This is a genomic window from Arthrobacter alpinus, from assembly GCF_900105965.1.
In the GTDB taxonomy this organism is placed as follows: Bacteria; Actinomycetota; Actinomycetes; order Actinomycetales; family Micrococcaceae; genus Specibacter; species Specibacter alpinus.
On the sequence record NZ_FNTV01000001.1, the window covers coordinates 2,457,472 to 2,470,408 of the forward strand.

General features: G+C 61.6%; 15 protein-coding genes. 6 read left to right on the forward strand and 9 right to left on the reverse strand.

The window, feature by feature from the left end; translation table 11 throughout:
- Positions 1-67 precede the first annotated feature (67 nt).
- From BLV41_RS11210 to arsB, 7 genes are all read right to left on the reverse strand, one after another.
- The gene (locus BLV41_RS11210) at positions 68-529 is read right to left on the reverse strand and encodes a hypothetical protein (protein ID WP_139244303.1); all 462 of its coding nucleotides are present in this window, start codon (positions 527-529) and stop codon (positions 68-70) included.
- Positions 522-1,406 (reverse strand): TIGR01777 family oxidoreductase, encoded by an 885-nt coding sequence (locus BLV41_RS11215; RefSeq protein ID WP_083360955.1) that lies wholly within the window; start codon positions 1,404-1,406, stop codon positions 522-524. The genes BLV41_RS11210 and BLV41_RS11215 overlap by 8 nt, the downstream gene beginning before the upstream one ends.
- 5 nt (positions 1,407-1,411) lie before the next feature.
- Positions 1,412-2,077: a TetR/AcrR family transcriptional regulator gene (locus BLV41_RS11220; protein WP_074713272.1), complete on the reverse strand. Its 666-nt coding sequence runs from the start codon at positions 2,075-2,077 to the stop codon at positions 1,412-1,414.
- A 114-nt stretch (positions 2,078-2,191) separates the two neighbouring features.
- Positions 2,192-2,608 carry an arsenate-mycothiol transferase ArsC gene (locus BLV41_RS11225; protein ID WP_083360736.1) on the reverse strand — a complete coding sequence of 139 codons (417 nt, stop codon included), beginning with the start codon at positions 2,606-2,608 and terminating at the stop codon, positions 2,192-2,194.
- Positions 2,609-2,632: 24 nt separating this feature from the next.
- The gene (locus BLV41_RS11230) at positions 2,633-4,051 is read right to left on the reverse strand and encodes an NAD(P)-binding domain-containing protein (RefSeq protein WP_074711705.1); all 1,419 of its coding nucleotides are present in this window, start codon (positions 4,049-4,051) and stop codon (positions 2,633-2,635) included.
- Positions 4,052-4,079: 28 nt separating this feature from the next.
- The gene (locus tag BLV41_RS11235) at positions 4,080-4,502 is read right to left on the reverse strand and encodes an arsenate-mycothiol transferase ArsC (RefSeq protein ID WP_074711706.1); all 423 of its coding nucleotides are present in this window, start codon (positions 4,500-4,502) and stop codon (positions 4,080-4,082) included.
- Positions 4,503-4,530: 28 nt separating this feature from the next.
- The gene (gene arsB / locus BLV41_RS11240; RefSeq protein WP_074711707.1) at positions 4,531-5,610 is read right to left on the reverse strand and encodes an ACR3 family arsenite efflux transporter; all 1,080 of its coding nucleotides are present in this window, start codon (positions 5,608-5,610) and stop codon (positions 4,531-4,533) included.
- 97 nt (positions 5,611-5,707) lie between these two features.
- Here arsB and BLV41_RS11245 point away from each other — a divergent pair, with 97 nt between their 5' ends.
- From BLV41_RS11245 to BLV41_RS11270, 6 genes are all read left to right on the forward strand, one after another.
- A complete protein-coding gene (locus BLV41_RS11245; RefSeq protein WP_074711708.1) occupies positions 5,708-6,058 on the forward strand; it encodes an ArsR/SmtB family transcription factor in 351 nt (116 codons plus the stop codon).
- Positions 6,055-6,555 (forward strand): GNAT family N-acetyltransferase, encoded by a 501-nt coding sequence (locus BLV41_RS11250; RefSeq protein ID WP_342028194.1) that lies wholly within the window; start codon positions 6,055-6,057, stop codon positions 6,553-6,555. Before BLV41_RS11245 ends, BLV41_RS11250 begins: the two co-directional genes overlap by 4 nt.
- 70 nt (positions 6,556-6,625) lie before the next feature.
- Positions 6,626-7,315 (forward strand): GNAT family N-acetyltransferase, encoded by a 690-nt coding sequence (locus tag BLV41_RS11255; RefSeq protein WP_074711709.1) that lies wholly within the window; start codon positions 6,626-6,628, stop codon positions 7,313-7,315.
- A 46-nt stretch (positions 7,316-7,361) separates the two neighbouring features.
- Positions 7,362-7,670: a hypothetical protein gene (locus tag BLV41_RS11260; protein ID WP_139244304.1), complete on the forward strand. Its 309-nt coding sequence runs from the start codon at positions 7,362-7,364 to the stop codon at positions 7,668-7,670.
- Positions 7,651-8,388, forward strand: coding sequence for a hypothetical protein (locus BLV41_RS11265; protein WP_139244305.1), 738 nt, complete (start codon positions 7,651-7,653; stop codon positions 8,386-8,388). The genes BLV41_RS11260 and BLV41_RS11265 overlap by 20 nt, the downstream gene beginning before the upstream one ends.
- A complete protein-coding gene (locus BLV41_RS11270; protein ID WP_074711712.1) occupies positions 8,385-9,233 on the forward strand; it encodes an SDR family oxidoreductase in 849 nt (282 codons plus the stop codon). The genes BLV41_RS11265 and BLV41_RS11270 overlap by 4 nt, the downstream gene beginning before the upstream one ends.
- A 47-nt stretch (positions 9,234-9,280) precedes the next feature.
- Here the strand turns inward: BLV41_RS11270 and BLV41_RS11275 are convergent, their stop codons facing one another.
- Together BLV41_RS11275 and BLV41_RS11280 are read right to left on the reverse strand one after the other, a co-directional pair.
- Positions 9,281-9,910, reverse strand: coding sequence for a CG0192-related protein (locus tag BLV41_RS11275; RefSeq protein ID WP_074711713.1), 630 nt, complete (start codon positions 9,908-9,910; stop codon positions 9,281-9,283).
- An 81-nt stretch (positions 9,911-9,991) separates the two neighbouring features.
- The gene (locus tag BLV41_RS11280; protein WP_074711714.1) at positions 9,992-12,880 is read right to left on the reverse strand and encodes a tetratricopeptide repeat protein; all 2,889 of its coding nucleotides are present in this window, start codon (positions 12,878-12,880) and stop codon (positions 9,992-9,994) included.
- Positions 12,881-12,937: the final 57 nt, after the last annotated feature.

The window sequence follows — 12,937 nt, forward strand, 5'->3', positions numbered from 1 at the left end:
TTGATGCGAGCCTATCGGATCCGTGGACAACAGGTGCCGGATGTCCAGCTAACTGGTGATCTGACGGCTAAAGGCCGTAACGAGCTCTCATGGCTGGATTCGATTGGTTCACCAGCGCATTCTTCCGCGCAACAAGCCTCATGACGCTCGCCCGGCCGATTGCCGCGCTGAGTGCAACCGCGAGGATTGTTACCGTGGACTGCCGTACTGCTTCGACTCCCCCAATTAGCAGCATCGAGAGCGCTGTTGCCAACCCAATCCCCACGGCGAAGGCAAGGACATGGATCCACTGGTTCCGCACCCGCCGCAGCGGCCACGCAATGAAGAGTCCAAGCGGCAGACCAACGGCGACCGCCACAGGAAAGCCGTACATGAGGGAAATCGGCAGTAGGTACCAACCCATGGCCGAGTCGTATCCACTGAAGACAACTGATGCTGTGTACCCCACACAAAATACAACGAAGGTGACCAGCCATCCGATCAGTACGGCCGGGGTGCCGTAATGCATGTTGAACCTGGGCTCACTCATGAGAGCCACTGGCAATGTCTGTGAGCGCCCCTGCCAGTTCCGGATGCCGCCATTCAAAGCCGGCCTCCTGTAGCTTTCGCGAGGAGACCCAGCGGCTTTTCAAGACAAGTTCGGTTTCGGTTCGGATCAGCACGGCCCCCATTTTCAATGGCCAAGCCGGCGTGGGCAATCCGAATGGCGCCCTGTTCATGAGCCGAACAGCTGCCATGAGTTCGGCATTAGTCACCACCTCGGGTGCGGCAAGGTTCACGGGTCCGGTGATGTCCGGCCGACCATGAAGAAACACGACCGCCCGGAAGAGATCGCCAACATGTATCCAGCTGTACTTTTGCCCGCCATCCCCCATGCGTCCACCCATCCCCAACCTGGCCAGATTATTGAACGGACGCATGACGCCACCGCCGGGGCCCATGACAATGGTGATGCGCAGCGGGATCTTTCGCGTGGCCGGGGTTGCCGCGGCAGCCAAGGTCCCTTCCCAACCCCGCGCCACATCCACGGAGAAGCCGGCGCCAAGTTCGCCGTCGCACTCATCTTGGGGACGGTCCCTGGCGTCACGGTAGATGGTTCCGGTGCTCGCGTTGAACCAGTCGCGGGGTGGATGCGTGCAGGCGGCGATGGCACGGCCCAGTTCAGCCGTGGTCTCCAGACGTGAGCGGAAAATCTCGGCCTTATTGGCGTTCGTGTACCGGCAAGAGACCGATTTTCCTGCCAGGTTGATCAAAAGATCGACACCCTCCAGAAGTGCCGTAATGGCGGCGGTGTCGCCCCAGATCGCGTCCCCGGCCCTGCCAACCGTCTGCACGCGCCAGCCTAGGGCGGCGAACTGACGGCGAAGGTGGGCTCCGATGAAGCCCGATGCCCCGGCAATGACCACCTTGTTCACTGCTGCACCTTCTTCTTGAGTGCAAGCGCTTCCTCTACCATGGGCTTGACCACGGGCAATCGCGACAACGAGACGAGCCTGGCAATCAGTGGCGCGGCTCCGTCAATCAGGGTGCGCGTGCGGCGTTGATGATCGGAGCGGTCATAGACCCAGAACAACACCACACCCATGTACGCCAGCCACAGAAGCTCCGGGAGATGAGGGCGGAGAAATGGTGGCACCTTGGCGCCCTCGATGACATCACTGAAAATTCCGACGGCGTTCTCCCGGGCTTGGCTGGATGCCTCGCCGAAAGGGTTCGTGGCCGATTGTGGTGGCAGTGCACTGCTTATGAAGGCGCCACCAAAGCCGTGGTACGGGGTCAGCGCGTCAACACCGGCATGAATAGCCAACCTAAGCCGGTCCACCAATCCCTGGGTGTTCGCCAAAGCCGCCGATGCCGCCGCGCGTTGTTCGGCGACGGACTCGCGGTACAGCTCCAAGACAAGTTCATCCTTGGAGGCGAAGTAGTAATAGGCGCTGCCAAGTGACACGTCGGCTTCCGAAGCAATGGCCCGCATGGTGGTCTTGGCGAACCCTTTGCTGCGGAACATGCTCAGCGCCGTCTGAAGCACCAACGCCCTGGTTTGCGCACTCTTGCCCTCTGTTGCCTTGCCAGCCATGCCGTTTCCCATCTTTTGAACGTGTTCAATAATGAGTTAAGCACTTCTTTTGAACATGTTCAAATAGCCCGTGAGCCTGCCCCTTCCAGATGGGCGGATCGGGAGCCTGGTTGACTATGCGCGGGTAGCCAGCTCGGCAGCCAGTTCTTGGACCCTTGCCCGGATGTCGTCCCTGACAAGGCGCATCCTTGCCATGCCTTCGATACCGCGCTTGGACGGTTCGTCGGTGTCCCAATTGCGAATCTCGACCCCGGGCACAGGCTCAACAACGGCTTCACTACCCAGGGTGATGATCAGCGTCACGTGAGCCAGCATGTCCTGCGTGATGGCCTTGGTGCGCTCGTCACCCAGATCGATCCCGAGCTCCGCCAAAGACTCCACGGACTGCGCATTTAGAGATGTTCCAGGCCGTGTGCCTGCCGTAAATACAGTAACGGCGTCTCCTGCCAGATGGCGCATCAGGCCACCTGCCATTTGAGACTTGCCGCCGTTCTTGACACAGACGAAGAGCACACCGGGTTTGTTGGGCATGGGTTGTTCCATTTTCTGCAAGTCCTAGGGTTTTTGGCTTAGTTGCGGGATCACGGCGAATCGGCCGTGAGCCAATCCGGTGGGAATGCCGATTAATACTGGCTCTGGGGTTCCGCAGCAGGACCCGGCGGGCTCTTCCTCCATGGTGCTTGCTTCGGCAGGAGCATCGCAACTACCGCCCAGATCGGTGGAGCAGACCCCGGTTTCAGGCAGGACCAGGTGAACTTGATTGGCAGCGTCCTTGTCTCCTGCCAATGCGGCGACGATGGAGCGGACCTGCTCGTAGCCGGTGGCCAACAAGAAGGTGGGTGCCCGGCCATATGACTTCATCCCGGCCATGAAGAAGTCCTTGTCCGGGTGCGCCAGGACCGCGGCCCCATGTGCCGGAACCGTGCCGCAGGAGTGGAAATCCGGATCGATCAGCGGACCCAGCTCTCGGGGCGCTTCAACAACTGGGTCAAGTTCCAAGCGAATTTCGCGCAGGATGTCCAGGTCTGGGCGGAACCCGGTGGCGGGAATCAACAGGTCAACGTTCAGGGTTACGTCCCCGTTCGGGGTGCTGCCGGTGACAGCCAACCCATCACCAACAGTGAAGGAAGTAACGGTGAAGGAGGTGTGCAGTTCGATGTGTCCGTCCTCGACGAGCATGCGCAGCCGGGTGCCAAGCTGGCCGCGGGCCGGCAGGCCATCAAGGTCCCCTCCGCCGTAGAGGCGGGACGCGTCAGCGCCGCGGACGGCCCAGCTAATTCTTGTTCCCGCTTCGTTTTTGGCCAGCTGTCCAAGAGACAGCAGGGTGTTGGCGGCTGAGTGGCCGGAACCAATGACGAGCACGTGCTTGCCTGCGAATGTGGTGCGGTCGACACCTGTGACATCCGGAAGGGGTCGCGAGACGAGGCCGGCGGCGATCGCCTCGGTTTCCCCAGCCGCCGGCAGACCAGCCTGGCCAAGCGGGTTGGGCTGCGCCCAGGTGCCCGAAGTGTCAATGACGGCCCGGAAGTGGTGGTCGGTTACTGTCCCGGCTGGCCCTTCAACGCGGATCAGGAAGGGGCGTTCATCGCGGCCGCGAGAATGGGTCTTGTCCATTCCAATTCGGCTTACCGCAGTGACGCGAGTCGATGTGCGCAAGGCAGCCTTGATGGCAGGGACCTCGGCCAATGGTTCCAGATACCGTTCAACGAGTTCAGAACCGTAGGGTAGGGATGTGAGCCGGGGTTCGGTCCACCCAGCAACTTCAAGGAGACGGCGTGAGGCCGGGTCAATGTTGTGTTCCCATTGTGAGAACAACCGAATGTGGCCCCACTGCCGAATAGCCGATCCCACCTTCTCCCCCGCTTCAAAGATGACAACGGATATGCCGCGCTCCACAAGGTTGGCGGCCGCCGCCAGTCCCACGGGGCCTGCTCCGATAACGGCAACGGGTAGCAAGGTGGGCTGTTCAGTCATGATCTGTTCCTTCTCTCGTGACGCGGGTCTAGCTGGCGGGGAGGAGTTCGGCGATGAGGGCCTGAATGCGGGTTTTGATGTCGTCGCGGATGGGACGGACGGCGTCCACACCTTGGCCGGCGGGGTCAACAAGCTCCCAGTCTTCGTAACGCTTCCCGGGGAAAATTGGGCAGGTGTCGCCGCACCCCATGGTGATGACGACGTCGGACTCCTTCACGGCATCGGTGGTGAGGATCTTCGGGATCTCGGTGGACATGTCGATGCCCTCCTCGGCCATCGCGGCTACGGCGGCGGGGTTGACCGCTGCGGCGGGTTGGGAACCGGCGGAGCGGACCTCGATGGCCCCGTTGGAAAGGGTGGTGAGGTACGCGGCTGCCATCTGGGAGCGTCCGGCGTTGTGCACGCAGACGAACAGGACAGAGGGCTTCTTGGTGGTTTCGGTGAGGCTCATTGTCGGGGCTCCTGCAAGTAGTTGGGGGTTAGTTGGTGAAGAAGCGTTTGCGTGCCCACAGGGCAACATAGACCAGGGCCACCAGGACCGGCACCTCAATGAGTGGTCCAACTACGCCGGCCAGGGCCTGGCCACTGGTGACCCCGAAGGTGCCGATCGCGACGGCGATGGCGAGCTCGAAGTTGTTGCCCGAAGCGGTGAAAGCCAGGGTGGTGGTCTTCGCATAGCCCAGGTTCAGGAGCCGGCCGATCACCATGCCCGCGGCGAAGACCACCAGGAAGTACACCAGCAGGGGCAGGGCAATCCGGGCCACATCCAGCGGGTTGGAGGTGATCGAGTCGCCCTGAAGCGCGAACAGCAGCACGATCGTGAACAGCAGACCGTACAGGGCCCACGGCCCCAGCTTGGGAAGGAACTTGCCTTCGTACCAGTCACGACCCTTGGCCTTCTCACCAATCGTTCGGGTCAAAAAACCCGCCAGCAGGGGAATGCCGAGGAAGATCAACACCGAGGCGGTGATGGCCCAGAAGGAGAAGTCGGCCGAGGTGGTCGGAAGTCCCAACCAGCCCGGGAGAACCTGGAGGTAGAACCAGCCCAAGGCACCGAAGGCGAAGACCTGGAACACGGAGTTGATCAACACCAGCACCGTGGCCGCTTCCCGGTCCCCACAGGCCAGGTCATTCCAGATCATGACCATGGCAATGCAGCGGGCCAGGCCCACAATGATCAGCCCGGTCCGGTATTCGGGAAGGTCGGGCACGAAGATCCAGGCCAGGGCAAACATAAACGCAGGCGCCGCCACCCAGTTCAGGACCAGAGAGGTGATCATCAGCTTGCGGTCCGCCAGGACACGGCCGGTCTCGTTGTAGCGAACCTTCGCCAGCACCGGGTACATCATGACCAGCAGGCCAATCGCGATCGGCAGTGACACCGACCCAATCTGCACTGCTTCCAGTCCGGTGTTCAGCCCGGGAACAAAGCGCCCCAGCAGCAGGCCAACGGCCATGGCTGCGATGATCCACACTGGCAGAAAGCGGTCCAAGGTGGAGAGTTTGCCGACGACGGCGGTCTCTCCGGACATGGCGGGTGTGACTGTCTTGATACTCATACGGCTCCCGGGCAGTGGATCAAAGATTGATGATTGTCGATATGACGAGTATCGACCGATATATCGACAATTGTCAATCTATGGGCATAATGAATACATGACCACTGCACTAACACTGGAGACAACCACCGAGCAAGTCTGCTGCGAACCCAGCGGCCGGCCCGCACTCAGTGCCGCAGCGGCCCAGGAATCGGCCCGGACTCTCAAGGCACTCTCAGATCCCAACCGGCTGCGCCTGCTGTCCATCGTCAAAGCGGGCGACGGCGACGGAACCTGTGTTTGCGACCTCACCGAACCACTGGATCTGGGACAACCCACCGTCTCCCACCACCTGAAGATCCTGGTTGATGCAGGCCTTCTGGAGCGTGAGAAGCGCGGCACCTGGGCATACTACTCACTGGTCCGAGGAGCCTTGGACCGGGCCGCGGCGATCATCACCGCGCTGTGAGCATTCCGCACATCCGCCTCATGGTTGACGCCGATTGGGGCGCGGTGGAGCGGATCTACGCTTTGGGGATCAGCACGGGCAGTGCCACCTTTGAAGACAGCGTTCCGGCCAAATCAGATTTTTTCGGCGCTAAGATTCCTGAACTGAGTCTCGTGGCCGAGGATGCTGATGGCACCGTGGCCGGATGGGCGTCCGCGTCACCCTCCTCCGGCCGGGCCGCCTACCGCGGCGTGGTTGAGCACTCCATTTACGTTGATCCGGGCCAGAGCGGCCGCGGCATTGCAAAACTTCTGCTCCAGGCCCTGATCGAACAGGCAGGCATCCACGGCTACTGGACCATCCAATCGGGTATTTTCGCCGAGAACACCCCCAGCCGCGCCCTCCACCTCAAGATGGGCTTCCGCGAGATTGGCTACCGTGAGCGCATCGCACAGCGGGCTTCGGGGCCGCGTGCCGGCGAATGGCAGAACACCTTTCTCTACGAAATAAGGCTTTAGCCGGCATTCCCGAGCACCCTGGGCACGTCACAGAACGTTTCGAATGCCGCTGAAATAGTTAGAATTCAGGATGATCTCCGAAGCCGAACTCTGGCCGCCCTTCGACCTGCAACTCGCAACGCCCCGACTGCTGCTCCGCCCTGTTCGAGATGAAGACCTTCCCGCCATGGTTCAGGCCGCTTTGAGTGGAATCCACCCAGTTGACGCCATGCCATTCTCTTTTCCCTGGACTCAAGCGCCCGCGCACGAGCTGCCGGCGAACACCGCACGTCATGTTTGGCGCACGCGGGCCGAAATGACCAAAGAGCAGTGGTCGATTCAACTGGGAATCTGGCATGCCGGTGAATTCATCGGCTGCCAGGATTTAGGTGCCAACAACTTTCAGGCTCTCCACACCGTCACGACCGGTTCATGGCTTCGCCAGAGCGCGCAAGGGCACGGATTTGGCAAGGAAATGCGCACTGCCGTCCTCAGCTATGCCTTCGATTGGCTGGGTGCCCAGGTCGCAGAAACCGAGGCTGCCGTATGGAATTCGGCGTCCCTTGGCGTTTCAAGATCGCTGGGATACACCCAGAACGGCGTCTTTAGGCACTCCTGGGAACCGGGCAAAGTCACTGAGGTTCAGCAGCTCCGCCTGGCACCAACTGACTTTTTGAGACCCGATTGGACAGTGACAGTCACAGGAAGTGACGCCACCGCGGCCCATCTGGGAATCGTACCGGTGCGCTCGGCAGGTCACAGCCCATCGCACCACGGCTGAACGACCACTTTCGTGACCCGTGGCAGTCACCCCTAGTATGGTTTCCGTGTCTTCAGACCCTCTTCGCACAGCCGTGTGGCGCAAGCTTGTCCTTCAGCCCCTCGTGTGGGCCGCAGCGCTCCTTGGCACAGCAATCCCTTGGTATCTTTCTGGCCATGGCTTGGACTTTGTACCGTATCTGCTGGTGTTGGTAGGCGGTGCCCTGTGTGGGATGACCTTCGTCAACGCAACACTGGGCATGAAGCGCACAGGCCTTGGCGCAGTGATCCACTTCGTCGTTGCAGTTGTTGCGGGCGGGGCGATGTGGTGGTTGGTCTTCCGCGGAAATACCATTTTTGACGACTCCCCCCGGTGACCTCAAATCGGCGCTCCTCTTGGTACAAATGGCGGGCATTCCGGCTGTGGGCTGGATGTGGCTGGGGATCATCAGCCGGCTGAGTTCACTGGCCGGCCAGCCCTCAGCCAAGGCTCCGGAACGCGTGGCACCCGTGTGGGAGGAACAGCCAACCGGAACCTTGGTGCGCTTTGCTGCGATCGCGATGGCGATGCGGACACTCATAGTGATCATGGTTGCCACGATTGCCGCGGCCGGGTCACTAACAGCCCTGGCCCTGATTGCCGCCGATTATCATCTGGGGATTGTCAGCGTTCGATTCACCCTGATCGTGGCGGGCGCCCTGGTTGCCCTGCCCGCCTACCTATTTATCAAGGCCCGTCTTAGCCGGCGAACGGTGCCCTGCACGGCTGCGTTCACACAGACTCAGCTACTCGTCACCACCGGTGCCCAGCAGCACGTGTTCCGCTACGGCCAGATTGAAAAGCTCCTCTGGCGGTGCACCAGCGATTACGCACGCATTGAGGTGCACACGCAGGATTCGACGTTGACCCTCATAACCGGCATCGCAAAAGCCCCTCGTACCGTACTTGGGCAACTTCCGGCGCTTTCGCGGCGCACCGTCCGCAGCTTGAACGAGGCCGGACTGGCAAAGGAGCGAACAAAACGCCCAGGCCTCACGGAGTTTCGCAGAGCCCCCTCGACAATCACTGGCTCCAAGGATTTACTGAGACCATGACACCGCCAACAATCGCCGTCACTGGCGCCACCGGTTTTCTTGGTGGCCAGGTAGCCCGCACCTTGGCCGACGCCGGAACTCCCCAACGCTTGATTGTCCGCGATGCAGGCAGAGCCCCGCAGCTGCCCGCCACGCAAGTGGCGGTTGCAGCGTTCGGCGACACCTCCGGCGTCGAACATGCCCTTAAGGGCATACAAACTGTCCTGATGGTTTCCGCGTCCGAAAGTGCCACGAGACTCGATGAACACAAGGCGTTTATCGATGGCGCCGCGGCCGCGGGGGTTCGACACATCGTCTACACATCATTCGTGGCAGCAGCCACGGATGCCGTCTTCACATTGGCGCGAGACCACTTCGCCACGGAGGAACACCTCAAACGGTCCGGCATGGCGTGGACGTTCCTGCGCGATAACTTCTACCTGGATTTCATGCCCATGATGGTAGGGGACGACGGTGTCATCCGCGGCCCCGCCGGTACCGGCCGTGCCGCGGTGGTCTCACGCCGAGACGTGGCTGCCGCGGCCGCCGCCATTCTGCAGGACCCCGGCCGCCACGCCGGAAAAAGCTATGAGCTGACCGGCCCGGAAGCGCTGACGATGGCCGAAATCGCAGCCATTCTCAGTGCCGGTTTGCGACGGGACATCTCATTCCACAACGAGAGCATCGAGGAGGCCTACGAGTCTCGTAAAGCGTGGGACGCCCCGGCATGGCAATACGACGCCTGGGTTTCAACGTATACGTCAATCGCCTCAGGGGCCATGGAGTCCGTGAGCTCCGCTGTGGAGGAACTCACGGGACGCCCGCCTCAATCACTCGGTGACTTCCTCGCCACCCAATCCGGCTGACGCAAGACGGCAGGGAGCAAGGGGCCAGCCTGTTGGAAAATGGGAAGCTACAGAATGGCAGCGGTGGCAATCAGGACAGGTGATTGCTGCCCTTCCCAGACTGCTGTCAGGCCGTATCCCGGTGTGGTTACACCGCCCAGATCCAGCTCCCGCAGTACCCGAAGTTCAAGATTTCCGGAGCTGATGGTGCTCACACCGGCTTTCGTGACCGTGGCGATCGCGCCGAGCGCTGGAACCTTTTCGAGTGGGATTCCCGTGGCTGTGATGGTGGAGGTTTCCTGTATTACTGTTGTTTCGCCGTCGGCCTCACGCAGTTGCACCGCCTGCGGGGCACCTGCCAGAAGTGCGGCCGCAAGAGTCGCCGCGTAGACGGGATCGCCCGTGGCGTCATACGCCCAGCGATCCCCCAAAACTGAATGATCCATGGTCCCGATCAGGAACTCCTCCGCACCCTCCAACGGCGCTCCGCGGTACGTCATGGGCACGTGGTAAACGTTCTTTCCAGCGCCGACGAGCTGGGTTTCCACGCCCACCTCACCGGCCGGATCATCAAAGCGGAACGAGCCAAGGCGAACCAACTCCTCCTCGCTTGCCACAAACCAGGGCTGTTGGGGCAGCCAAAGGGCCAGGAGTTCCATTTTGGACGGGCGCAGCTGCGCAGCATAAACAATAGCCATGCCACCCAGTGTAGGGGCCGAGGCAAAACCCTCGGGACAGTGCCTGCGGCTGCTTGACTTTGGGACCTGCAGAAGCTTGGTTTATTGCTGGTGCCGACCGGCCTCGGCCTCCGCCTGGGCTTCGGCACGCACAGTGGCGGCTTCAGCCGTCCGGCCAGCCGATTCCAGACAATCCGCCAGCTGGTGCCGGATCACTTCCTGGCCTTGCAGATCCTGGGCCAAGGAATCGATGACCTGACGGTACAGCGCAACCGCGTCATCATAGCGAGTGGCGTTATCGAGCATGTGCGCTGCCTGCAGCAAGGCCCACGCAGTTTGTTGCTGCGCGCCGTCGAGCTTCTCAAAAGCACTGGATCCCTGCAGGGCCTGCGCCACGGCACCATCAACATCACCGCTGCGGAACAGGTGCGTTGCCCGGATCATGTAGATCTCAGCACTTTGGTGCTCAGAGGCGATCTGCTCCGCCAAGGCCCCGGCGGCCTCGATGGCGTCCGGCGCCCCATCGTCCCCGGCCAGGCTCATGGCTCCGGCCAGCTGCATGCGGGCTGCCACCACCGAGCGCGGATCAATCTCCTGGGCCTCATCCGCTGACAAAAGCACATCAAGCCCGGCTTGCGCTTCCTCCATGGCAGCTTCGAAGTGCCCCGCTTCTTGATAGGTAGACCCGATGGCCACATGCAGTTCGGCAATGCGGGACTGTTCATCGCTGGCCGAGAAATGTTGCAGGCCCATAGTCCACGCGCTCACGGCTCCGCCGAGTTCACCGGAGTTCCGCAGTGCCGACCCCAAGAGGTCGTAAAGTTCGCCGCGGTCGTGATCGCCGATCTCCACCACCGTGCTTCGCAGCGTCTCGTCGATGAGCTCGATGGCTTCCTCGGTGTCTCCATGCTCCACCAAGTCCTGGGCCAACGCGTAGCTCAAGCTCACCAAGACGGGTGCTTCCGCCATCTGGGCCTGTTGAATTCCGAAGCGCAGCAGGGCCCGGAGCTCGCCCGTGCGTCCCATTTCCATCAAGATCGCGGCGGAGAGCTGAATGGTTTGAAGTGCGGCACTACGGGCACCCAGGCTCAATAAGAGATCCGTGGCTGCATCCGCGTCGACGAGGGCTTTGGCAGGCTCACGCGTTTGAAAATGCACCCGGCTTCGCATTGCCAACAGGGCGGCCCGCCCAACAACCGAGGTATCGAGTTCCAGATTTTTCTCGAGCCATTCGCTAGCGCCGTCAGCGTCCTGCTCCTGGGTGCACAACTGCAACATGAGGCCCGCATGCCTGGTCCGGGCTCGGCGCAGGGCTTGTTCACTGGAGTGCCAGGGGCCCGCTTCCCACCCAGCAATGGCGTTCTCCATGCCATCGAGAGTTGCCCGTGCCGCCTCCAATTCACCAGCCGCCAAGAGGATGCCGCCAAGAGCGGAGCTGAGAATGTACTGGGCTTCCGGATGGGGGGAGGCGGTATCGAGTTCGCTGTGGATGAGCGCCAATTTGGCTGGATTGGTGTCTTCACCATCCGGCGCGGCAAGCAATTCCGAGGCCCGCTCAGTCAACCCGGCCAGCACTTCATCACCGGCCTTCCGAAGAGCGGCGGCTCGGAGGGCAACAGCGTTTCGCATCGCCGCGACGTGCTCCTCTCCCGGCACATGCGCGTGAATGGTGATGGCAGCATTGTGCAGCACCGCGAGCTCGCGCGGGTCGTCGGTGCTCGCCACACCTTGCGCGTAGGCGGCCAAGGCGGCGTCAAACTGCCCCACCGATCCCAGGTCCAAGGCTCGGCCCCGCCATTCTTCGCTGTTTTGCGGTTCTTCCGGCTGCGGCGGTGCCGTGGTGTTGAACTGCTCTGCACTGATCGGAAAATCGTGGGCTTCGGCGATCATTGCGCGGCGATTGGCGACAAACCGGGCATGCCAGTCGTTACCGTTGCGCACATCAAATTCTGCGGCCAGTGCATCAGCGGCTGCCCAACACAGTGGCGCCAATTCCTCGGCGCTTAGAACGCTTTCGCGTTGACCGAAGAACGCGTTGAGCAGTGCGGTGTCTGACCCGCGGACGGGAACCTCGCCATGGCCGGCGGCCATGACTTTTTGGAGAAGCAGCCCCAACGCGGTCAAGAAGTTCAGGTGGCTGCGGTGGGCCAGTGGGTCATGGGCCAGCCAGGCCAGATGCCGCTCGGCCATGGCCAATCCCCTGGCCTCATTGCCGGTGATTGCGCAAAAAACCAAGTGGTTGGCGATGATGGCAATGTTGTCAGCGTTGTCCCGGGCATCACGGTAGCTGCGCATGTGGAGCGAGCGCAGGTTCTGGTGGTCCTCCGCACGCAGCAGCTGCACAATGGCATGCGAGATGGCATGTTCAGGCTCTTCGCCGCAGCTAAAGCCGCCGTCCATGAGCTCTGCGAATTCCTTGAGACCCTCCTCTACGGCACCGGTTCTGAAGTGATAGTCCATGGCCACGGACCGGACGCAGGCATCGCAGTGGGAGTACTCATCACGTTCGGTAGCCGCGAGAACAGCAAAGGCGCGGGCGGCTTCTTTCTGGTGCCCGTTGTGGAAGGCTGATTCAAAACGGGCCATGGCAACCCCCGAAAGCCCAAGGTTGGCTCGCTTGTAGTGCTCCTCCATGTCCGCCAGAACGGCCTGGATTTGTTCCGTGGAGAATTGGGGATCGCCCCCTAAGATCCCGACCATCCATTTGAATTGCCACATGAGGTCGCTGCCGGCGTCGGGCTCGTTGGGGAATCGCGCCGGATCGTCGTCATGCTTGGCCAGGCACCAGGCAAAGTTTGTCAGCAGCGCGTCCGTGTCGCCCGTCATTTGTGCATTGTTGCCCAGAAGCAGGCGCACCCGGTACTCGCCGGATTCGTTGCCTTGTTCCTGCGCCAGACCCAAGGCTTTCTCCAGCACTGCCGACAGCTCCGGTCCCCACATGGTTTCCGTTGCTTGATCGATCAGCTCTGAAAGCAATTCGCTCGTGGTCATTGTGTTAGTCCCCTCAATACGTGCACCGGGCACGTGAATACTTCCATGGCAGCACTG